The organism is Rummeliibacillus sp. JY-2-4R, assembly GCF_053847205.1.
The window spans coordinates 3,795,024-3,817,509 of record NZ_CM132623.1; the positions used below are offsets into that span (position 1 = coordinate 3,795,024).

Genomic DNA, 22,486 nt, shown 5'->3' on the forward strand with positions numbered 1-22,486 from the left:
AATTAGAAATTAATGATTCATCAATTTAGGAGGCTTTATATGTTTAGCTCAAAAAGAGAAGATCCTTTCTTTTCTGCATTGTTGAAAATTGCTCAGAATGTAAATGAAGCAACTCATTATGCTGATGATTTTAAAATTACTGGCGTTGCAGATTTGAAAGAACTTAGCGTGACACTTAAGAAATATGAAACAGATGGAGATATGTTAATCCATGAACTAATCCAGATGTTAAATAAATCATTTATGACACCAATCGAACGTGAAGACATTTTAGAACTAGCTGTACGTATGGATGATGTTTTAGATGGTATTGAAGGTTGTGTTGCTCACTTTGAAATGTTCTCGCTAACTGAAGTAGACGAATATATGAAAAGTTTCTTAAAGTATATTGTCTTAAGCACTGATGAAATTGCTAAAGCAATGGAACATTTAACAAACAAAAATCTAATTAACATGAGAGATCACGCTATTCTTATTAAGGATTATGAGCGTAAATGTGATGAAGTTTTACGTACTTCAATCAAACAATTATTCCTTCACGAAAAAGACCCTATTCGCATTATTCAATTCAAGGATATTTATGAACAACTTGAAGAAGTTGCAGACTATTGCCAAAATATTGCCAACTCAATGGATACTATTATAATGCGTAATGCATAGGAGCTGTAGAAAGAAATGAATACTATAATAATCTTAACCGTACTTGTTGTTATTTTTGCACTATTATTCGACTTCATAAACGGTTTCCATGATACTGCAAATGCAATTGCTACAGCTGTTTCTACACGCGCTCTTTCTCCACGAGCAGCTGTAATTTTAGCTGCATTGATGAACTTTATCGGTGCTGTTACATTTACTGGCGTTGCACAAGCTTTAGCAAAAGATATTGTTGACCCATTTACTTTAAATAATGGTATTCTCATTATTTTAGCTGCATTAGTTTCAGCAATTATTTGGAACTTACTCACTTGGTACTTCGGTATTCCTTCCAGCTCATCACATGCAATCATCGGCTCATTAGCTGGTTCTGCAATAGCTGCTGCTGGATTTGCGGCAATTAATTTTGGTGGCTTTATCAAAATACTTAAAGGGTTATTGTTTTCACCCTTTATCGCCATCATTGTTGGTTTCTTGATGATGTCATTATTTAAAGTGTTATTTAAAAACTTAAATTTATACCGTACAAATAAGGGGTTCCGAAAAGTACAAATTGTAACTGCTGCCTTGCAAGCATTTACACATGGTACGAATGATGCTCAAAAGTCAATGGGGATTATTACAATGGCTTTAATTGCAGCAGGATTTCAAAGCGGAGACAATGTACCATTATGGGTCCGTGTATCCTGTGCAGCTGCGATGGGTATAGGTACTTCAGTCGGCGGTTATAAAATTATTAAAACCGTTGGCGGTAAAATTATGAAGATTCGCCCTGTTAATGGTGTGGCAGCTGACTTATCTTCTGCATTGATTATCTTTGGTGCTACTCATATACATTTACCTGTTTCTACAACTCATGTTATTTCTTCTGCAATCATGGGTGTAGGTGCAGCACAAAATGCTAAAGGTGTACATTGGGGAGTGGCGCGAAGAATCGTTATCACTTGGGTTATAACGCTTCCAATTTCCGCATTATTAGGCGGACTGCTTTTCTTCGTTTTCAATCTATTTTAAGAGATTATTAAAAAGATTCTATAGGCTTTATGCTTATAGAATCTTTTTTTAGTTTAATGTATAAAATTGTTTGTCACCAAGTCTACCAATCCTAAAGATTGTTGATTCGGTTGATGCGGGTTATTTTTGAAGAATGTTGAGATTGATAAAAAGATTAATATTATACATATAAGTACAAATCCGATTATTACTAATGCCATCTTTTTTCCTGACATCTGTCTCTCCCCTTCTATTTAGCCAAACATAACCTCAAGCGTTATTTGTTTGAGGGTCTAAATCCTTCAGAAAGTAGATAATCTTCTGCGTCATCACGGGTACCAAAGCTTTCTTCTAAATTAAAACCATGATAAATGTTCCAATAAGGTGCATCATTTACAAGAAGTAATTGGTCTGCTGTCCTATTACGCCAAATTTCTTCAATTTTCACCTCTTCAACAGGTTCGTCAACTTCCGATAAATACATAATGGAATCTTCAACGATTTCACGAAGCTCTTGTTCAGAGAAATCTCTAATATTCACTAGACCCTTTTCATCAGCATTATATCGTAGCAAGTCTCCAACATAGACAAAGCCATTTCCATTTGGATGTAGTTTTTCAACGACAATTTTTTTGTCGTATTGACTACCTTCAAAGTGATAATTTAACCGATTCATGGAAATTTCCTTTCGAGTTAGCTCAGGGAAACTTTCAATAATTTGTTGTTTTTGTTCAAATGTTAACATAATTTACTCCTTTGTTGTGTACAGTCTGTTTTAGTATAGCATGTTCAGCATTTATATTCGCTTTCAAACAAAAAACGAAATAGGCTGTTTTAGTCTCTCAGCCTATCTCGCTCTCTATACATTCTTTGTTGCTGTTGATCGAATTTCTTTCCAATGTTCATAAACATTTTTAACAATAACTTTACCAACTGCATATAAGGGAACTCCTAGTAAAATACCAATAAATCCTGCTATATTACCTGCTGCTAAAATAATCGTAATAACCGTTAATGGATGAATATCTAGTGTTTTCCCCATCACATTTGGTGTGATAAAGTTACTATCAATTTGTTGAGCGACAAGTGTAATTACACATACCCAAACGGCTTGCATCGGATTATCTAAGAATCCTACAATTACCGCTGGAACTAGTGCTATCCAAGGTCCGATAAATGGCACCATATTCATAAAGAATGCAAAAAGTGCTAATAACAACGCATATTCAAGGCCTATAATTTTATATCCGATGAAGATGATTGTAGCTAAAATTAAACTAATTAATAATTGACCTTGTATATAGTTACGTAAAACATCATCAATTTCTGCTAGAGTTTTTTTAATCCATTCACGTCGTGTTCCTGTGAACATTTTATATACATTCGGAGCAAACTTTTCATGGTCTTTTAACATGTAGATGAAAAAGAATGGAACTAATATTAAGACAAATGCCCCTGATACAATGTTAGAAATCACCTGAACTAAAAACTTACTTGCAGATACCGTATAGGTTTGAATTGAGTTCGTCAAACTATTAATCGTATCATTTAATTGAGCAGGGAAATTTTCGCGATTCTTCAATACATAATCGACCATATCTGTTAGTTCATTTGCTAGAGTCGGAGCAGCTTTTACCAAATTATTAACTTGCGCATTAATCGGTGGTACTACAATCGCAATAAACGCATATACAACTAAGCAAATTAATACAATAATTGAAAGTATGCTAGCCCATCTAGGGAATCTTCTCTTTTCTAAGAATCTTTGAATTGGCTCTGTTACATAATATAAAATCCCACCAGCTAGTAACGGTACGAAAATAGCACTTAGGATTACAACTATTGGGTAAAAGAGTGATTTTATTTCAAGGAAATACTTCACAATTAGGAGTGCTAGAAGTATTCCGACACCAGCTTGAAACCATAACTTTTTCGTCAATTATTTCACTTCCCTCTTAAAATTTCCACAATGTAGCTTTCATAGTTCAAGTATACGCTAAACTCTTTCAATCTGGAAAGATAGTCCATAAAAAAAAGAACCTACTCCTATAGTAGGTCTTCAAAGTCCAATTTAGTCAAAAAATTTCCTTTTTGTTTTGATTATTTTATCAATAGATAACTTTTGGTACTTTACGAATAATAACTTCCCATGTTGTTCCTGTACCAATATGGTAAGCATCCGCAAATGATCCTTGGTTAATTGCAATACCAACATTATCTAGTGAATTTATATATAAAAGGGGTTCTCCTACTCTTAAATCTGCAAAGGAATGACCATACGTCATAATACTTTGAAAAATTTTGCGGTTTTCCGTTTTTATGGTTACCTCAAAAGGGTCCCCATAGCTTATGGCTAGTTGTTTAAACTGTTTACTTCGTATATTAGTCCATAGGTTACCAAATGGTTTATCTACTATATCAATATTTCCATGTATGATCTCATTTTCCAAGGTGGATTTTCTTAGTGTAAGTTCTGTAATATCGGACACGATTAATGATGGACCTACTTGCTCAAACGAAATCACTCCTGAAGCAAGACGTGCGCCAGTGTAAGCAAAAATATCTCGACCATGAAATGTATGAGATTCACCCGAATTAGGAAGTCGGTTAATTGATTCATCAATTTCTCTGATTTCTGAAATACCATAATAGCATTTAATATGCGTTAATGTACCATTATCTGGTGTGACGATATACTGGTTATTCATTGTTTTCACAACAACTGCTTTTCTCTCTGAGCCAACTCCAGGGTCTATAATTGAAACAAAAACAGTACCTTCAGGCCAATATTGTACAGTCTGCAATAAACGGTAGCTCCCTTCCCAAATATTAAATTGCGGAATTTGATGTGTAATATCGTATATCTTAATATCTGCATTTACACTATTTGCTACGCCATACATCGCACTAACTGCTCCATCACTTATGCCAAAATCTGATTGAAAAACTAGTAAATTTTTTACCATTTGCAGCAACTCCTTAGAATAAATCTGTGACTAGGGCGCATTCCGCTTTTAATCTATCTAGCTCCATGCGCCAGCCCCACGAGGGTACACAGGACGTGTACCCGATAGCCGTTGCGACATGATGTCGTGCTCTTAGGCTATCTTCCTTGTAACAGTCCCTCGGTCGAAAGCAAAGGACGCTTTCGATTCGTGCCTGAAAGCAGCTGTTGGGGCTTAACGGGCGCATTCCGCTTTTAATAAAAACTCGCCCTCCCAATCAGTTTGATTGTGAAGGACGAGTTTTATGCTCGTGTTTCTACCTTAATTTACTAATTATTAATTTATCTGAAATTCCTTTTTTTGTCAAATTATTAACCGGAAATTCATTACAATTTTTCATCTTCAACAGAATCTAGATATTCTTTAATTGCAACCATAACAGATTCTACACATCCATCTTCAAATGGTGAAATTAAGTTTGCCTCAGCCACTAGTTTTGTGAATGACATTTTACCACCTAATTGGCAAAGATGGATATAATCCTTCCATGCAACTTCGTGGTTTTCACGAGATTTCTTCCAAAATTGGAATGCGCAAACTTGCGCTAATGTGTAATCAATATAATAGAACGGACTATTGTAGATATGTGCTTGACGTTGCCAAAAGCCACCTTGTTCTAAATATTCGATACCATCATAATCTCTGTGCGGTAAATAGACTTGTTCTATTTTTTTCCACGCTGCTTTTCGTTCTTGGGAACTCATTTCTGGATGCTCATACACTACATGCTGGAATTCATCCACTGCAACGCCATAAGGTAAGAATAAAAGTGCTTCACTCAAGTGAGAAAACTTATATTTCTCTGTGTCTTCTTTAAAGAAAAGTTCCATCCAAGGCCACGTAAAGAATTCCATACTCATAGAATGAATCTCACAAGATTCATTTGTTGGCCAAATGTATTCTGGTATACCAATATTGCGACTAGTATAAACTTGGAATGCATGCCCTGCTTCATGAGTTAATACATCAATATCTCCAGAGGTACCGTTGAAATTTGAGAAGATAAATGGTGAGCCATAATCATCAATAAATGTGCAATAGCCACCACCCTCTTTTCCTTTTTTCGCAACTAAATCCATTAACTCTCGTTCAACCATAAAGTTAAAGAACTCTGCCGTTTCAGGTGATAACTCTTCGTACATTCTTTTGCCGTTTTCTACAATCCATTCTGGTGTGCCTTTTGGAATAGCGTTACCACTTAAGAATTTTAAGCCTTCATCATGGAATTTCAATTGATCCACGCCAATACGTTTTGCTTGTCTTTCGCGAAGTTCTGTTGCATAAGGAACAACAACATCCCGGATTTGGTCGCGATAATTTTTAACCATCTCTGCATTGTAATCAATTCGATTCATTAATACATAGCCCAGTTCTACAAAATTTTTGTAACCTAATTTTACGGCCATTTCATGACGCACTTTTACAAGATCATCATAAATGCGGTCAAACTCTTCCTCATGTTCTTTAAAGAAGCCAAATCGTGCTTCTATTGCAGCTTTACGGATATTTCGATCAGTAGATTCTGTATAGGGACCTAATTGAGCAAGTGTTAATTCTTTTCCATCAAATTTAATTTGAGCAGATGCAACGAGTTTAGAGTATTCAGAGCTTAACTTATTTTCTTTTTGCATTAACTCCATAATTTCAGGTGCAAAACCTTTAATTTGGTTTGCTGCTAAATCGAATAATTGCTCTCCCCATTTTTCTTCTAAGTCATTTTTGAATGGAGAAGCTAGGAGAGCTTTATAATATTCTGTCGAAATTTCTTCCATTTCAGGTGTCTTTTCATCTAAATAATCTCTTTCTTTTTGATAAAATTCGTCATTTGTATCAATAGAAGCTCGAATATACACTAAATTATATTGGGTAGAAAAGTCATTACGGAATGCATTGATTTTCTCAATCACTTCGCTTTGATCCTCAACTGATTGTGCACCTTTAAATTCTGTTAATAATTGCTGGAAATATGCCTTACCAGCCACTAAATCTGGTCGTTTGTATTCATAATCCTTAAAAGTAACCATCTTCATTCTCCTTTTCTATGTATTCTTCGGATTTCGAAATACTTTCTTCTATTATTTATTATATTCAGAAATATTTCAACTAATGCGCCAAAACACCTCTAAATTTTGGTAATAACATCCTCATTTCGAAATAGTACAATTAAAACACTTATTTTTTTAGCGAAATTGTGCTAACCTAATTTCATGCCCAATTTTTAAAGAGAGGTGCTTTACATTGGTAGGTCGTAACGATCCTTGTCCATGTGGCAGTGGCAAAAAATACAAAAAGTGTCATGGTAAAAACGCTTTAGGCGATATTACTACACTTGTAAGCGAAGAAATAGATCGTATAGTGGAAGGTTTTGTAAAGGAATCATTCCATACTCAAGATTATCGCGAATTAGAAAAAAGAAATCATCTTTGGCAAAATGCATTGCAGCATGCATTTACAAATAAATTAATAGATACAATTGCTATGGAAACATACATTTATATCGATCGCCCTGAAGTGTGGCAAAACTATATTAACCATCAATTAACACTTCAAAGCCGCCAACAAGTGAAGGACATTCTTCAATCTTGGCTGAAGCCTGTTTATTTGCTTGCAAAAGTGGATTCTCAAAGTCCTGAAGTTATTGAATTAACAGATATCGTTACAAACAAAAACTATGTGATGAACGGTACACCTGCAAAAACTTTCTCAGGAAGCTGGTTGTTCGGTATCTTCATGCCAGATGCTCGTAAAGGCGAAAATGGACTAACTGCAACAAGTAGTGTGGTTTTCATTCCTGATGAAAAAGAAAACATTGTGGAAGCATTACGTTTAAAACTTCAAAATGGTTATACAGATTCATTGGATCTATATCAAACATTTATGGAAGCTTCAATATCTACTACTGATGAAGTAAAGGCAGAAGCTACGAATGATGTTAGTTCTTCTTCAAATGTAGCTGAGAGTGAAGCCGCAGTTACTACTGATACTACAGCTGAACTTGCTCCATTTACTGTTGAAGTGTTAAAGCATGTCAACAAATACTTAAATGAATATAAGCTTGATGCTATTAAATTCATTGAAAATCTTACAAGCTTCCTCGAAGGAACTGCTGTCAAAGCGAAAAAGTCCGAAACAGTTGCTGCCGGAGCTGTTTTAGCTGGACAAGCTAATGGTCAAATTCCTGAAGGTGGCGTTTCAAAAGTCAAAGACGTAGCAGCTTTCTTTGAAGTGTCTGCTTCATCCATTTCTAAATATCGTGATCAAATCAGTGAATTTCTCGCTAAATAATAATAATGCCATAAAACAGCCATCTAATTTCTAGATGGCTGTTTTATTTACCTGTAAAAGCGGATTTAATAAGTGCAAAGCGTTCCCGAAATCTGACTTTTGCTTCGATACTTTTTGGTGTCTTAGCAGAAACTACATCACAATTTAGTCGAAGTACTTCAGCAAGCATTTTTGCACGTGCTAAATGGTAATCACTTGTTACGATTGTTATCCCTTGCAAATCATCTCCAATTATATTCTTTGTGTATAATAGGTTTTCATATGTAGAAGTGGATCGATCTTCAACGATAATGTGTGTCTCTGGAAAACCACGGTCTATTAAATATTGTTTCATTACGGAGGCCTCTGTTGCATCTTCGTCAGGGCCTTGTCCGCCTGAAACAATGATGTGAACTTGAGGATGCCTTCTAGCATAGGTTAGAGCAGCATCTAATCTAAAAGCCAATGCTCTAGATGGTATTGCCCCTCTTTTCACTTTTGCCCCTAAAATGATGACATACTTATATGTACCTTTTGCTCTTGGTCTTTCACCATCTTTTAGCCATTTTGAAGTAATGCCAAAAAAGAATAATATTGGTATACATAAAATTAATAAGAGTAACATTGTCTTTTTTCTCACCTCAAGCAACATTCCTTTAACATATACTGTTCAACTTATTACAACTCTTTTTCCATTATGATTTTACGTTTCCCACTGTTACTAATATACGTTTCTATGATGTCAAAACCTGCTTTAATATTTAAAATTAACATTCCTTTACGATAATTACGTCCAATCGTAAGAATTTTTTGATGGCCTTGCTCAAAAGCTAGTTTATGTTGTAGCATCATTAGTTCTGATGCAATTTCTTGCCTACGGTAATCAGCACTTACCCCGCCTAACCAACTATAGAATAATCCTCTCTACTTTTCGTAACCTAATTTAAATCCTGTCATGATATGCTCATCTAAAGCAATGCAACATAGCAAATTCGTTTTTTCTTTCAATTCATTTATAGATAGCTCATCTCCATCAAAAACTTCTCTATGGAGCTTCTGGATACCTTTAATTGCATCTTCATTTGGCAGTCCGTTTACATAAACATAATTCAATTATATTCTCCTTTCATTTACACTAAAACATTACATCAATATCAGTTGCGTATACATTTATAAATTCTTTTAAAAAATCCAGTAGCTAAGAGCTACTGGATTTTATTTTTCTAATGATATTGAATACTATTTATATACTAAATATTAACTATTAAAATTCTACGTTATAATCTACGTGTGTACATGTTAAGGTTGCAAACAAAAACCTTTATATATCAACGTTTACCAATCATTTCTCCATTAGAAAATTGTCATGTTTATCATAATGGAAATGTTGATATAAATCAACGTCCTTGTGGTGTATATCACAACCAAATTGACTTATTTTTGAAAATATTAATATTCAATTTACTTTGCTAAAGTATATGTATTAAAAGTACCCAGCTGTGACAATTCAGCTGACTACTCTTAATAAAAACTCGGAGAAAATCAAATATGATAATTTATCAAAAATTTACCAAAAATTCCGCTATCATCCTTTCCAAAGAAAATATCATTTATCCAGAATATATAGTTATTATTTTGAACATTCTCTAGATGACAGGTAAATGTAAAAAACGATTTACTGGGATGTCAAACTATGGAAGGAGCTAAAGCCAAAACAACAAAACACTAAACATCCTAAAGTGTTCTTAGTGTTTTTTATAGCCAAACTATAGTAAAATTTTACTGTGACATTACCTTTAAATAGTGTTACGATAACCTTGGATTTTATATAAATCCTATAAGAATACTCGGAGGTAAGAAAATGAAGAAATTAGTTTCACTCTTGTCACTAGTACTTGCATTATCTTTAGTTCTTGCAGCATGTGGCTCAAAAAGTAATACTGAAGGGAATAAATCTTCAACTGAAGATTTATACGATACTGTAAAAAAAGAAGGCGTTTTAAAAGTAGGAACTGAAGGAACTTACCCTCCTTTCACATTCCACGATAAATCAAACAAACTTACAGGATTTGATGTAGATATCGCAAATGAAGTTGCAAAACGTATAGGTGTAAAAGCAGAATTTGAAGAAACACAATGGGACGGTATGTTTGCCGGACTTGATGCAAAACGATTTGATATGATTGCAAACGAAGTTGGTATTCAACCAGAACGCCAAGCAAAATATGATTTCTCAGATCCATATATTGAATCAGGTGCAGTATTAATCGTAGGTAAGGACAATAAAGATATTAAATCTTTTGAAGATGTAAAGGGCAAAAAAGCTGCACAATCATTAACAAGTAATTATGGAAAAATGGCTAAAAAATACGGAGCTGAAATTGTATCCGTTGAAGGCTTTACTCAATCTGTATCACTAATCGAATCAAAACGTGTAGATGCAACATTTAATGATAAACTATCTTTCTTAGATTACAAAAAATCACATCCAAATACACCAGTTAAAGTTGTAGCAACAGAATCAAACTTAGCACAAAGTGGATTAATGTTTAGAAAAGGTAGCAATAAATTAGTGGAAGCAGTTAATAAAGCGTTAAAAGATATGAAAGCTGACGGAACATACTCAAAAATCTCTAACAAATGGTTTGGTGAAGATGTTTCTCCTAAATAGTATCTTTCAAGATCCTGAGCGAATCGACCAATTAGTGTCGATCGCTCAGTCTTCTCTTTTACCCATGGTAGAGGGAGCTATTAAATATACGATTCCACTAACTATTATTTCATTTGGCCTTGGACTAATTTTAGCAATTCTCACAGCATTAGCCCGAATATCATCTAATAGAGTTTTAAATTGGATTGCACGTATATATGTGTCTATTATTCGGGGAACACCTTTACTTGTTCAATTATTTATCATCTTTTATGGTTTACCAAATTTAGGTGTAACAATCAATCCGTTTACATCTGCTATTATCGGGTTTTCTTTAAGTGTAGGAGCATACGCTTCTGAAATTATACGCGCCGCAATTCTTTCAATACCAAAAGGACAATGGGAAGCCGGTTATTCAATTGGAATGAATTACACCCAAACTTTGAAGCGAATCATTTTCCCTCAAGCTACTCGTGTATCCATTCCACCATTATCGAATACTTTTATTAGCCTTGTAAAAGATACATCACTTGCATCATTAGTTCTCGTATCAGAAATGTTCAGAAAAGCACAGGAAATAGCAGCAACTAACTATGAATTTCTATTACTTTATTCAGAAGTAGCTATTTTATATTGGATCATCTGTACTGTACTTTCTTCCATTCAAGGACGACTTGAATCAAGACTTGAGCGATATGTATCAAAATAGAAATAGAAGTAATTAAAGGAGTTTTTTGAAATGATCAGCATTAAAAATCTTCATAAATCTTTTGGTGATTTAGATGTGCTAAAAGGTGTGGACCTTGAGGTTGAACGTGGCAAAGTAATCGTTATCATTGGTCCATCTGGATCTGGTAAAACAACTTTTCTTAGATGTATGAATTTACTTGAAGTACCTACAAATGGCTCCGTAGAAATAGATGGACATTTAATCGATTTTAATCAAAAAAAAATAAGTAAAAAATCGATCGTTTCTTTTCGAAGTTTAACTGGAATGGTTTTTCAGAATTATAACCTATTTCCTCATAAAACAGCACTTGAAAATGTTATGGAAGGTCCTATTATTGTTCAAGGAATTCCTAAACAGAAAGCAAAAGATAAATCCATTCAATTGTTAAAAAAAGTAGGTCTTGGTGACAAAATTGACTTTTATCCTTCACAATTATCTGGTGGTCAACAACAACGTGTTGGCATTGCACGTGCAATGGGTATTGAACCAAAAGTGATGCTATTTGACGAACCTACTTCAGCGCTCGATCCTGAACTTGTAGGTGATGTTTTACAAGCAATGAAAGATTTAGCCCAAGAAGGTATGACAATGGTTGTAGTAACTCATGAAATGCGTTTTGCTAAAGAAGTAGCTGATGAAGTAATTTTTATTGATCAGGGTGTCATTGTAGAGAAAGGTTCACCCTCTGAAATTTTCAACAATCCAATAGAAGAACGAACAAAACGATTTTTAGACAAAATTCAATAGATAAGTATGAACTAGTAAACCGACCCCTTTAAAAGGAAGTCGGTTTTTTTGTTTATTCGGCTTAATATACTAAACCATATAATGCTTAATGTTTGGGTGGGTATTATTTTGCAACTAATAACATTTTTATCGGCTGCGTATTATATATATTATTCGGCTAACCCTACTGCATTACAAATCAAAATGTTAAAAGCATACTTGTAACAGTACATATATTAAACGTGCATAGCTTACGCTGTGTGCGTTTTTTATTTATCTTCTATTTGCTAATCGGACTAATAAAAAAACCGTAACCAGTAACCTGTTAAAATGATTTAGCCAATACAATAACTTCAAATAAAACTATTTGAACTGAATGTGTAAAATATTCTTCCTGTAAATCAATTAGTAGCATTAAAAAAATGCCTCCTCACTAGTAATTTTGACAATTGCTTAATGAAGAGACATTTCATTTTTGATAGACTTGATGAAGTACTAAATTCAGGAATGTTGATTTATCAACGATTCAGTAGTTTATTCCATTTCTCCAACGTTATGGTATACATGTTGTACATCTTCTAAGTCATCTAGAAGATCGATTAGACGTTCGAATTTTTCAAGATCTTCACCCTCAAGGATAACCTCTGTTTGAGGAAGCATTGATAATTCTGCTACGCTAAATTCTGTAATTCCTTGTGCTTTTAATGCTTCTTGAACTGCATTGAATTGGTCTGGTTCTGCATAGATGATTGTTGTTTCTCCTTCTTCGAAAACGTCGCGAACATCTATGTCAGCTTCGATTAAAAGTTCTAAAACTTCGTCGGCAGATTTACCTTCTAAAGCAAAAACTGCTGTTGCATCAAACATGTAGGCTACTGAGCCACTAACGCCCATGTTACCTCCGTTTTTACCAAAAGTTGCGCGAACGTCTGCTGCTGTACGGTTTACGTTATTAGTTAAAGCATCAACGATAATCATTGAGCCGTTTGGTCCGAAACCTTCGTAACGTAATTCGTCATAGTTTTCTTCGCCGCCACCTTTTGCCTTTTCAATTGCGCGGTCAATAATATGTTTTGGTACACTATATGTTTTTGCACGTTCTAAAACTACTTTTAACGCACCATTAGATTCTGGGTCCGGTTCACCTTGTTTAGCAGCTACATAAATTTCACGACCAAATTTAGCATAGATGCGAGCAGTACCTTGGTCTTTTGCAGCTTTTTTCTCTTTAATGTTGTTCCACTTACGTCCCATTGGATTCACTCTCTTTCGACTAGTATAAATATAAATTGCAAAGTGGGCGTATCAAATACCCACATGGGATAAGCTATTAATTCACTGTAGTATTATACACTAAATTTAATATATTTTATAGATACAGAGAAGTGAATGATGGTTTTCTGAAACTCAGGGTGGAGATTTTACCAACATTTTACTCTTAACAAATTATAAGTTGCTCGCGTTAAGTGTATCTCCATCTTTGATTGTGCCGTATTTAAACCCTCTTTTTAACCATTTCATGCGCTGTTCTGAAGTACCATGCGTAAAACTTTCAGGAACAATATATCCCTGTGCTTGTTTTTGTAAAGTATCATCGCCAATTGCATTAGCAGCAGTCATCGCTTCTTGAAAATCCCCTTTTTCCAAGTATCCTTTACCTTGTACATAATGCGCCCAAACACCTGCATAATAATCGGCTTGAAGTTCTAATTTAACTGATAACTTATTTGCTTCTGTTTTAGAAGACTGTTGTTCTAATGCACTGACTTTAGCTGAAGTTCCTAACAAATATTGTACGTGATGACCAACTTCATGTGCGACTACATACGCCATTGCAAAATCTCCAGGTGCTTTAAATTGATTTTTTAGCTCCTGATAAAATGATAAGTCGATATATAATTTTTGATCGCTTGGACAATAAAAGGGACCTACAGCTGCACTCATATTACCGCATCCCGATTGCACACTATCGGTAAATAAAACCAGTGTAGGATCTTTGTAAATCTTGCCCTCTTTTTTAAAGACCTCTGACCATACATCTTCTGTATCAGCAAGTACTACTTTTACAAAACTTGCCAATTCCTCTTCTTCAGCTGATTGCTTATAATTAGATGTTTGATTGGTCGGAGCAACTTGGCTTGTATTATTTAGAATATCCTGTGGATTTCCACCCAACAATGTATAAATGATAACAATAATAATTCCAATTCCGCCGATTCCACCACCAATAACTGCTGGCCCTTTCATGCCACGACGATCCTCTACATTATTACTTTGTCTTCTTCCTTTCCAATCCATATCAACACCGCCCTAAAGAACTACTCTCTTTAATACATACCCGCTTATTTAGTAAATTAGACAACTTTTCTTAAAATGAATGAAGCTTTAATTTACGATAGAAAGTAAAAAAAGAGAAGCAATCTTTTACGATTTGCTTCTCATAGTCTTATCTGCTTCAATTTTATCTAATAATGCTCGACAGCCTTTTAAACATAATTGATATGTTTCCTCAAAGTCCCCTGTAAAATAAGGATCAGGCACGTCTTTTGAATCTTCTACTAAATCGAGCAGTCTAAACACTTTTTGACTCTTACTCTGGCCTAACATGGGTAATGCATTCTTTATATTGTTTTCATCCATGCAAACAATGTAATCAAAACGTTCGTAATCTTCCACCTTAATTTGGCGGCTAACTAACCCTTCGGAAGAAAGATTATATTCAGTAAGTTTTTTAATTGTCCCAGTGTGTGGTCCCTCTCCAATATGCCAATCGCCTGTACCTGCAGAATCAATATCAAAGTCTTCAAGTAAACCTTTTTCCTTAACTAAATTATAGAAAATGGCTTCAGCCATTGGAGAACGGCATATATTTCCTAAGCAAACAAATAACACTCCTGTTTTCATTAAAACGCTCCTTATATAATTCTTACATTAAAATTTAAATGGGTAAAATTGGAATTTAACTTCGCCAGTAATTGCTGAGTTTTTGATAAAACCATATTCACGACTATCACTACTATTCTGGCGATTATCTCCTAATACAAAGTAAGAATCCTTTGGTACTTTCTTTTCACCTGTTACTTGTTCTAGGGTGAAATCTTCAGTAAAATGATCGCCCATTTCTTCATATTGCTGAATCCCTTGCTTTAAATAAGGTTCCTTATATTCTTTTCCATTAATATATAATTTATCATTTTTTACTTTAATCGTATCACCTGGTAAACCAATTACTCGTTTGATATAGTGATCATCTTCTACCGGGGATTGAAAAACGATAATATCAAATCGATCTATATGGCTTGTTTTACTAATAATTATCTTATTATTATTTTCATATGTTGGTTCCATAGATTCACCTTTTACTGTAACTGGTGAAAACAAGAACTGTCTACATAATACAGCAATCACTACTGCAATTAAGATTGGCCATAGCCATGATAAAATTTCTTTACTAAAGCTTTTCTTTTCCATTTTATATCATCCTCTTATTTGTGGCTTTACTAACTACCCAACCAATATTATGCCATTCATAGAGGAGTTCTGTCATTTGATAATATAATAAAAATAAAAAAAGAGGTGTCTATTAGCTTTTGTATGAGCCAATATTCGCCTCATTAATCATCTACAGCTATAAAATTGGTTGTTCTTTAAGTGCTTCTAAATGCTTTTCTGTAATACCCAAAACCTCATACACTTTCTGTAAAGTAGTTTCTCTAACTTTACTATCACCACGTTCTATACGGCTGACAGTTTTTTGAGTGACATTTGCACGTTCTGCTAGTTGCGATTGTGTCAGCCCAACCGACATACGTTGCTTAAAAATAATTTGACTACGTTTTTCAGCCATTATTTCAAGCGGAGATTTCTCCTGTTCCACATTATGATCTTCCTGTCCAAATAAATCTACAGTAACCATCTAACCACCCCTTAAAAGAAATTGTGTAATACAGTATTCTTTTATTCCGTTACTTTTTTAAGAGTGTTGGTGACATTTTGCACCATAAAACTCCTTAGAGTTTTACTTGTGAGATCATCTCTTCTAGTTGCTCTTTTTAAAGTAACTATTGTTTCTTAGTGTTAAAATGAATTCGGTTTCGGGTAATAGAAACACTAGATTCAAGATTATTCCTTTAGTGTCACTAACAATTTAACAGCCATCCTCTGTTGGTTCATTATGCTTGCCACGCCTTTAACTTTTTTAAAAAGTCCTAAGCTTGTACAGTTACACTAAATTTACTGTTAAAAAAATGGTCAACTCTACCTGTTCACCATTCCTTTATCAAGAAAAAACTTTTACAAACTAAAATCAATCATAATAATTGAAAGACTCATATAATAAGTCTAATTTCTATCTCCCTTATTTTATATTGTAATCGAAATTTTGGAAATGTGTACCCAATGAGCAAAAATTTTTAAAATAATTTGTTTTTTCAAAACTTTAAGTTCGTTTAGGGAAATTTTAATAAAAAATTCCATACCCGCTTTAAAAAAACTATGAATCATAACTACCTCTTTGATTTAGATTTGGTTCTACTATGGTCAGTTTTTGCAAGAAATATCATTAGGGCTATTAAACTAATAGTATTTAACAATGTTCCTCCAATTAACAGGGCCCATTGAATGTTTAACGGTAAATCCTTTGTCACCGCAAATGTAATACTAAGGGAACCTACAGCAATCAAAACCATATATAGCGTTAACCCTTTAAACATTAGTCCTCGCCTCTTTCCTATAATGATCGAATCCATTTAAACGTCGCCTGAATCCACTAGGAAATGGATACTATACACGTAAAGTTAATTTTCCTTTGATGACTTTGGGTAATAGAATAAGCCTTATATTTCCAAGATATTGTTTATAATTTTTTTCAATGATATTATATGCATTTTCTTCTATAACAAAATAGTATTGAATAGTAGCTTTTGATTGGTTTAGTACACGGCACTCTTTTAAAAACATCGTCCGTTGACTTGTTATGTAGTCGTCTGTGACTTCAACAGATGCCGTTTTTAATATGGCAGCAATTTCCTCTCCCACTGTATGCTTTTCGTAAAAGTAAGTATGTAGATCAAGCTGTTTAATACACGGATTAATAAGTTCTAATTGATGCCTTTTATCTAGATATTCCTGCATTAAGAGTATTGCTAAATAATTCAAATCTTGTTCAATTCCACTAAATAATCTACGACATTCTCTAAGCACTTCTAGTTGAGAAATTGATGATTCTTTTGCGAATTGTCTGGTATTATTTGCTGCAAAAAATTGCTGTATACGATCCATTTTCTTATTAATTTTATGAGAGAGTTCCATTTTTGTATACATGGTTTCTTCTACTGGCTTCATCTTCGGATTTTGCGATTCCCTCACTACTTTATTCTTCTTTTTAGTTAATATATCCTTCGAAACTTTTATAAATTCAACACAACGGCCAAATTGTACGAAGTCCACTCTAAACTCTGCTTCCAACCAAGCAGCCGCTTGCACGTATGTGCCACTTCGAGTATTTCCCCACCATGCTTGGTATTTATATGCTGATTTAGGTAGCTTAGCATGTAGTATTTCTTCAATTTTTTCAAAAGAGAGTATGATACGCTTTTCTTGTTGTTTTGATAGGTATTCATATAGGGGTAGATACTTTCCCTGTAATGTATGACTTGCCATTTCTTCTACTCCTTCATATTCTGAAATGCTAAGTTGATTTATTTTACCATGCATATTAATAATTCTAAATATTCTTTTATTAAATACCCTAAATTCATTCAATTTTTAATCGATATCTGACTTTTGCGACTAGATTCTTAAGTATACGCAGGATGTAGGTCAAATAGCAGAGTTGTGCTCTCAATATTTCATCTTAGGCAAAATCCTTAGACCAAACCGCTGTAGCACTAAAATAAATAGAGATGTACACATTTTCTGCATACATCTCTATTAGTCATTTATTTCTTTTTCTGTTTCTGTTCTTTTAAAAACATTTCATAAAGTGGTTTTAATACTTTGGCTTCTAATTCGATATTATGTTCATATGCGTATTTCACTGCATAGCCTAGTGATATAGTCATGGCGCCCGCAATACTAGCTCCAGCTACCGTTCCAGCTGCCGGCACAAACTTTACAATTTGCCTGAAAACTGTTTTACCTATATTCCCCACAACAGTAGCAATAATCATCTCTTTTGCCCGATCTTTTGAAACAGGCTTATCATAAAGTGTTGATAATTTGACCATTAATCCTACTTGCAAGGTAGTTAGTGGAATAAAGTCTGCCCCTGGTATAGGCACTGCTCCGATAGCCGCTGCAGAAGCGCCCGCACCTAGAATCCATTTCTTTGCGGTCGCTGACTTATCCGCCATATGTTTGGCCATCAGTACTTCCTTTTTTTTATTTTCTAACTGCTCCAAAATCTTATTTTGAAGCATCACCATGTTTTCACCAGTACGTGAAGAAATAGGTGTAACTGGATATGCATAATCAGTATGGTCTTGTATATATTTCACAAGACTTGGTATATCATCTGCTGCATCAATTTTATTCAGTACTATAATGATGTCTTTGTTCACTTCACTAATTTTCTTTAATGAAGCTAGTTCTGATTCTGATAGAACCGTACCTGCTGCATTTAAAAAGAATAAAATGATATCCGCTTGATGATAGAAATCCATTGTAACAGCGGAGTTCTCCTCTTTTATATCGTCTAATCCAGGTGTATCTACAAATAGTATCTTATCTTGATAGATATATTTCTTTATTTGTTGGGTCTCACCTGGTTGTGCTCCCACATGTGCTACGTCTTTATCCATTAATCGATTGATTGTTGATGATTTTCCTGCATTGACATCACCAATCATTGCGATAAGGATTTCTTGATCTAGTTGGTCGTTTACTTCTTTTGTTTTTTCAGCGAAAATTCGATCGAATTCTTCATCGGAAAATGGTTTAAATTCATTCATAAAAACACCCCTATCGCATATAGTTTATAATTTTAAACTATATGATTTGATAGGGGATTGCAATTTTTTGAATTCTTGACTTGCGCGCTTTTGTTATATAGCTTCCTAAATCACTGCAGTCAAACCACCGTCAACCCTTATAACATCTCCAGTAATATAATCAGAAGCTTTAGCGGCTAAGAATAGCGCAGCACCTTTTAAATCTTCATCTGATCCCAGTCTTGCTAGTGGTGTTTCTTGTGTAAGATAATCTTGACTTCTTTCAATCGTTACTTTCGACATTTTCGTAGGGAAGAATCCTGGGGCAATAGCATTCACATTGATATTGTACTTACCCCACTTCGTAGCTAAATCCTTCGTTAAGGTAATCACAGCACCTTTACTTGCATTGTAGCCTACAGTATCCATTAGTTCTGGATGCGTTCCGCCTAATCCTGCTACAGAGGAGATATTAATAATTTTGCCTGATTGCTGTTTGATCATTTCACGACCAACTGCCTGGCTCATTAAGAAAGTGCCCGTTAAATTTACATCGATTACTTTTTGCCAAGCCTCAAATGGCATTTCTACCACAGAAGTCCCCCAAGTTGCTCCGCTATTATTTACCAAGATATCAATACTGCCGAATCTTTCAATAACTTCTTGTACTAATCGCTCAACTTCCGTTTGCTTCGTCACATCACACGCTATGCCAATCGCTTGAACTCCTAATCTTTTTAATTCTTCTGCCTTTTCCTCACATGCTTCAACTTTTCTAGAACAAAGTACGACATTTGCTCCTGCTTCTGCAAAACCTTGAGCAATTTGAGCACCTAATCCTCTTCCTCCACCTGTAATAATTGCTGTTTTTCCTTGTAAGCTAAACAATTCGAATATGGCCACTATACTCGCTCCCCTGTATTTACTTTTGATTGGTGTTTTTTTAGTTCAATTTTCGCAATCTGATTTCGATGTAATTCATCTGGTCCATCTGCCAATCGTATTGTACGGGAGTTTGCCCAATGTGCCGCTAACGTAAAATCAGAACTTACACCCGCAACTCCAAATGCTTGTATTGCACGGTCAATTACACGGATAGCCACATTTGGTGCAGTCACTTTAATCATAGCAATATCTGCTTTTGACTCTTTATTACCAACTGTATCCATCATATAAGCTGCTTTTAGCGTTAGTAGACGCGCTTGTTCTATTTCAATGCGAGACTCTGCTATACGTTCACGAATCACCCCTTGCTTGCTTAATGTATGATTAAGAGTTGTACGTTCTTGCACTCGAATGCACATGTCCTCCAATGCTCGCTCTGCAGCACCGATTAAACGCATGGAATGGTGGATTCTTTCTTGTGCTAAATACCTTTGCGCGATGGTAAATCCTTTTCCTTCCCCCCAAATCATATTTTCTACGGGCACCCTTACGTTGTTAAACGTTACTTCTGCATACCCTTCTGGTGCATGATCATAGCCAAATACTGACTGCATTTTTTCTATTTTGATCCCTGGAGTATCCATAGGCACTAGAATCATAGAAAGTTGTTCATGAAGTGGAGCATCCGTTTCTTTATGTTTTGCTGTGAAAATGGCAATTTTACAAAGTGGATTGCTCCCACCTGTAGTCCACGACTTACGTCCATTTAAAACATATTCATCCCCATCACGTTCAATACTTGCTTCTAAATTGGTTAACTCGCTTGAAGTAACATCTGGTTCTGTCATAGCAAAACAAGAGCGAATCTTAGCTTTTAAGAGTGGTTCAAGCCAGTGTTTCTTCTGCTGTTCAGTTCCATAACGAACCAATATCTCCATAATGCCTGAGTCAGGGGCGTTACAGTTGAAGATTTCTGGAGCAATCAACGAACGGCCCATAATTTCGCAAAGAGGCGCATATTCTAGATTTGTCAGTCCTACACCATATTCTCCATTTGGCAAAAATAAATTCCAAAGCCCCTGTTCTTTTGCCTTTGATTTTAGTTCCTCAATAATCGGCGGAATTGAGATAAAACCATTTTCTTGTTGTAGTTGTTCAGCATATACTGCCTCATTTGGATATACATATTCCTCCATAAATGTTGTAAGCTTTTCTTGAAGTGTAACCACTTTGTTTGAATACGCAAAATCCATATTCTTCTCCCCCTTTTTAACTGCTAATCCCCTTTTACCGATTATGAAATTGTTGAGATCAATGGCTATCCATATTTTTTTCTGTGAATTTCGGAAATTGGGAATCATGCATTAACTAAGTTATTTTATAAACTTGGGGGGATTATTATGACTTCAAAAGGAAAATAACTATCCAAACTGTGCAATAAAAAAAATTGCCCTTCTATTAAAAATAGAAAAGCAACACTTGAATACTATATTTTTAGTAAATAATGGACAGTTCTAGTTTTATTGCTATTTACTACGCATTTTTACTTTCGTAGTATTCTTTTAATTCGTTATAATATTTGTTTAATGATGATGTAGAAACACCGAACTCATCTGCTAAATCTTTGACTGTTATTTCAATCGGATCAAATAGACCCACTTCTCCGCCAAAACGAATAGCGCCAGCAGCAATAGCGACTGCTTTACGAGCTTTAGGTTGTCGTTCTACTACATAATCTTCCACAATATCTAATACAGTTTTTGGATCGCGGTTACGAGCTTCCAAAAACTCAAGAACTTTTAAGAATACATCTGCTTCAAAATCAGTAAACTCTCCACCCTCAAATCCATGTTCCCCAAGCTCCTTCCATAGAGTTAGAGAATGCTCCTTCCAAAATGCTTGTTCGTCCAATTGATCCTGCTCTTTAAAATTGGCTGTTACCTTTTCGAATACTTCTTGATGATCTTTTGGGAAGAAAATCATACTTGAAACGGCTAAGAAGTGATTTTCCATTTTAGAGCCATCAGGTAATGTAAAACAGAATACATGAACATCAACTGGGACAGGTTTTTCCCCTTCTCTACGTAGATGGAACATTTCATTTGTTAAAATGTTTTGAACAACCATATAGTTCTCTTCAACATCCACTACTTTAGCAATGATCATTGTTGGATGATTCCACGTTTCAATCACTTCTAATGTAGATGGACGTACCGTTTCTTTTTTCACCTTTTGCAAATAGTAATCCCAAATATCAGTTCTTTCATGGAAGAAAAAGACATCCATAGCGACAGCATCTATCATATCTTCGATTAAATAGCTATCAAGCATTTTATGCCAATTGTCTGCAAAATCTATATATGATTTATAGTCTTTTCTTAAAGGATAGACATCATAAAATGTTTGTAAGATTCTTTCTAACTCTTCCTCATATACCTCTTCAACTGTTACAGCTTCTTTTAGAGCACAGCATTTTTTGTACTTTTTACCACTACCACATGGACAGGGATCGTTACGTCCTGGCATTTTAACACGTCCTTTTAATTATAAAGTGCTTTTTTAGCATATCATTTTTCTCTCATTATCTAAAGTTTGCATCCATAGTCTACTTTTTTATTTCAAACATCATGAAATCATGGCATAAGTG

The 22,486-nt window shown here is 34.7% G+C and carries 23 protein-coding genes; 6 read left to right on the forward strand and 17 right to left on the reverse strand.

The window, feature by feature from the left end; all coding sequences use genetic code 11:
• The first annotated feature begins 39 nt into the window (after positions 1 to 39).
• Together ACWV26_RS18605 and ACWV26_RS18610 are read left to right on the forward strand one after the other, a co-directional pair.
• Entirely contained in the window at positions 40 to 660 is a 621-nt protein-coding gene (locus ACWV26_RS18605) for a DUF47 domain-containing protein (RefSeq protein WP_455896155.1), read from the forward strand.
• Positions 661 to 675: 15 nt separating this feature from the next.
• Complete coding sequence (locus ACWV26_RS18610; RefSeq protein WP_455896156.1) at positions 676 to 1,671, forward strand: anion permease; 996 nt, start codon at positions 676 to 678, stop codon at positions 1,669 to 1,671.
• 256 nt (positions 1,672 to 1,927) lie between these two features.
• Here ACWV26_RS18610 and ACWV26_RS18615 read toward each other — a convergent pair whose 3' ends face one another.
• The 4 genes from ACWV26_RS18615 to ACWV26_RS18630 all read right to left on the reverse strand — a co-directional run bounded on the left by ACWV26_RS18615 (position 1,928) and on the right by ACWV26_RS18630 (position 6,679).
• Positions 1,928 to 2,395 (reverse strand): hypothetical protein, encoded by a 468-nt coding sequence (locus ACWV26_RS18615; protein ID WP_455896157.1) that lies wholly within the window; start codon positions 2,393 to 2,395, stop codon positions 1,928 to 1,930.
• A 114-nt stretch (positions 2,396 to 2,509) separates the two neighbouring features.
• Positions 2,510 to 3,589, reverse strand: coding sequence for an AI-2E family transporter (locus ACWV26_RS18620; protein WP_455896158.1), 1,080 nt, complete (start codon positions 3,587 to 3,589; stop codon positions 2,510 to 2,512).
• A gap of 169 nt (positions 3,590 to 3,758) precedes the next feature.
• Positions 3,759 to 4,616 carry an SAM hydrolase/SAM-dependent halogenase family protein gene (locus ACWV26_RS18625; protein WP_455896159.1) on the reverse strand — a complete coding sequence of 286 codons (858 nt, stop codon included), beginning with the start codon at positions 4,614 to 4,616 and terminating at the stop codon, positions 3,759 to 3,761.
• Positions 4,617 to 4,981: 365 nt separating this feature from the next.
• On the reverse strand, positions 4,982 to 6,679 hold the full coding sequence (locus ACWV26_RS18630; RefSeq protein WP_455896160.1) for a M3 family oligoendopeptidase: 1,698 nt from the start codon (positions 6,677 to 6,679) through the stop codon (positions 4,982 to 4,984).
• Positions 6,680 to 6,893: 214 nt separating this feature from the next.
• Between ACWV26_RS18630 and ACWV26_RS18635 the strand changes: the two genes are divergently transcribed.
• Positions 6,894 to 7,940: a YecA family protein gene (locus tag ACWV26_RS18635; protein ID WP_455896161.1), complete on the forward strand. Its 1,047-nt coding sequence runs from the start codon at positions 6,894 to 6,896 to the stop codon at positions 7,938 to 7,940.
• A gap of 43 nt (positions 7,941 to 7,983) precedes the next feature.
• Here the strand turns inward: ACWV26_RS18635 and ACWV26_RS18640 are convergent, their stop codons facing one another.
• The 3 genes from ACWV26_RS18640 to ACWV26_RS18650 all read right to left on the reverse strand — a co-directional run bounded on the left by ACWV26_RS18640 (position 7,984) and on the right by ACWV26_RS18650 (position 9,032).
• A complete protein-coding gene (locus ACWV26_RS18640; protein ID WP_455896162.1) occupies positions 7,984 to 8,544 on the reverse strand; it encodes a YdcF family protein in 561 nt (186 codons plus the stop codon).
• Between the two features lie 53 nt (positions 8,545 to 8,597).
• Complete coding sequence (locus ACWV26_RS18645; RefSeq protein WP_455896163.1) at positions 8,598 to 8,771, reverse strand: hypothetical protein; 174 nt, start codon at positions 8,769 to 8,771, stop codon at positions 8,598 to 8,600.
• A 72-nt stretch (positions 8,772 to 8,843) separates the two neighbouring features.
• On the reverse strand, positions 8,844 to 9,032 hold the full coding sequence (locus ACWV26_RS18650) for a hypothetical protein (RefSeq protein WP_455896164.1): 189 nt from the start codon (positions 9,030 to 9,032) through the stop codon (positions 8,844 to 8,846).
• Positions 9,033 to 9,780: 748 nt separating this feature from the next.
• On the opposite strand from ACWV26_RS18650, the gene ACWV26_RS18655 reads away from it, so the two are divergent.
• Genes ACWV26_RS18655 through ACWV26_RS18665 form a run of 3 tightly spaced genes read left to right on the forward strand, consistent with a single transcriptional unit; the run spans position 9,781 to position 12,046 of the window.
• Positions 9,781 to 10,590, forward strand: coding sequence for an amino acid ABC transporter substrate-binding protein (locus ACWV26_RS18655; protein ID WP_455896165.1), 810 nt, complete (start codon positions 9,781 to 9,783; stop codon positions 10,588 to 10,590).
• On the forward strand, positions 10,574 to 11,278 hold the full coding sequence (locus tag ACWV26_RS18660) for an amino acid ABC transporter permease (protein ID WP_455896166.1): 705 nt from the start codon (positions 10,574 to 10,576) through the stop codon (positions 11,276 to 11,278). The genes ACWV26_RS18655 and ACWV26_RS18660 overlap by 17 nt, the downstream gene beginning before the upstream one ends.
• Positions 11,279 to 11,308: 30 nt before the next feature.
• On the forward strand, positions 11,309 to 12,046 hold the full coding sequence (locus ACWV26_RS18665) for an amino acid ABC transporter ATP-binding protein (protein WP_455896167.1): 738 nt from the start codon (positions 11,309 to 11,311) through the stop codon (positions 12,044 to 12,046).
• A 513-nt stretch (positions 12,047 to 12,559) separates the two neighbouring features.
• Here ACWV26_RS18665 and ACWV26_RS18670 read toward each other — a convergent pair.
• The 10 genes from ACWV26_RS18670 to ACWV26_RS18715 form a co-directional block, all read right to left on the reverse strand.
• Positions 12,560 to 13,279, reverse strand: coding sequence for a YebC/PmpR family DNA-binding transcriptional regulator (locus ACWV26_RS18670; protein WP_455896168.1), 720 nt, complete (start codon positions 13,277 to 13,279; stop codon positions 12,560 to 12,562).
• 192 nt (positions 13,280 to 13,471) lie between these two features.
• Positions 13,472 to 14,323: a KPN_02809 family neutral zinc metallopeptidase gene (gene ypfJ / locus ACWV26_RS18675; protein ID WP_455896169.1), complete on the reverse strand. Its 852-nt coding sequence runs from the start codon at positions 14,321 to 14,323 to the stop codon at positions 13,472 to 13,474.
• 126 nt (positions 14,324 to 14,449) lie between these two features.
• Complete coding sequence (locus ACWV26_RS18680) at positions 14,450 to 14,929, reverse strand: low molecular weight protein-tyrosine-phosphatase (protein ID WP_455896170.1); 480 nt, start codon at positions 14,927 to 14,929, stop codon at positions 14,450 to 14,452.
• Positions 14,930 to 14,956: 27 nt separating this feature from the next.
• A complete protein-coding gene (gene lepB / locus ACWV26_RS18685; RefSeq protein WP_455896171.1) occupies positions 14,957 to 15,496 on the reverse strand; it encodes a signal peptidase I in 540 nt (179 codons plus the stop codon).
• Positions 15,497 to 15,653: 157 nt separating this feature from the next.
• A complete protein-coding gene (locus tag ACWV26_RS18690) occupies positions 15,654 to 15,941 on the reverse strand; it encodes a helix-turn-helix domain-containing protein (protein WP_455896172.1) in 288 nt (95 codons plus the stop codon).
• Between the two features lie 866 nt (positions 15,942 to 16,807).
• The gene (locus ACWV26_RS18695; protein WP_455896173.1) at positions 16,808 to 17,686 is read right to left on the reverse strand and encodes a DUF7662 domain-containing protein; all 879 of its coding nucleotides are present in this window, start codon (positions 17,684 to 17,686) and stop codon (positions 16,808 to 16,810) included.
• A gap of 278 nt (positions 17,687 to 17,964) precedes the next feature.
• Positions 17,965 to 18,975: a GTPase gene (locus ACWV26_RS18700; RefSeq protein ID WP_455896174.1), complete on the reverse strand. Its 1,011-nt coding sequence runs from the start codon at positions 18,973 to 18,975 to the stop codon at positions 17,965 to 17,967.
• A gap of 105 nt (positions 18,976 to 19,080) precedes the next feature.
• Complete coding sequence (locus ACWV26_RS18705) at positions 19,081 to 19,857, reverse strand: SDR family oxidoreductase (protein ID WP_455896175.1); 777 nt, start codon at positions 19,855 to 19,857, stop codon at positions 19,081 to 19,083.
• Complete coding sequence (locus ACWV26_RS18710) at positions 19,857 to 21,092, reverse strand: acyl-CoA dehydrogenase family protein (RefSeq protein WP_455896176.1); 1,236 nt, start codon at positions 21,090 to 21,092, stop codon at positions 19,857 to 19,859. Before ACWV26_RS18710 ends, ACWV26_RS18705 begins: the two co-directional genes overlap by 1 nt.
• A 280-nt stretch (positions 21,093 to 21,372) precedes the next feature.
• A complete protein-coding gene (locus ACWV26_RS18715; protein ID WP_455896177.1) occupies positions 21,373 to 22,365 on the reverse strand; it encodes an SEC-C metal-binding domain-containing protein in 993 nt (330 codons plus the stop codon).
• Positions 22,366 to 22,486: the final 121 nt, after the last annotated feature.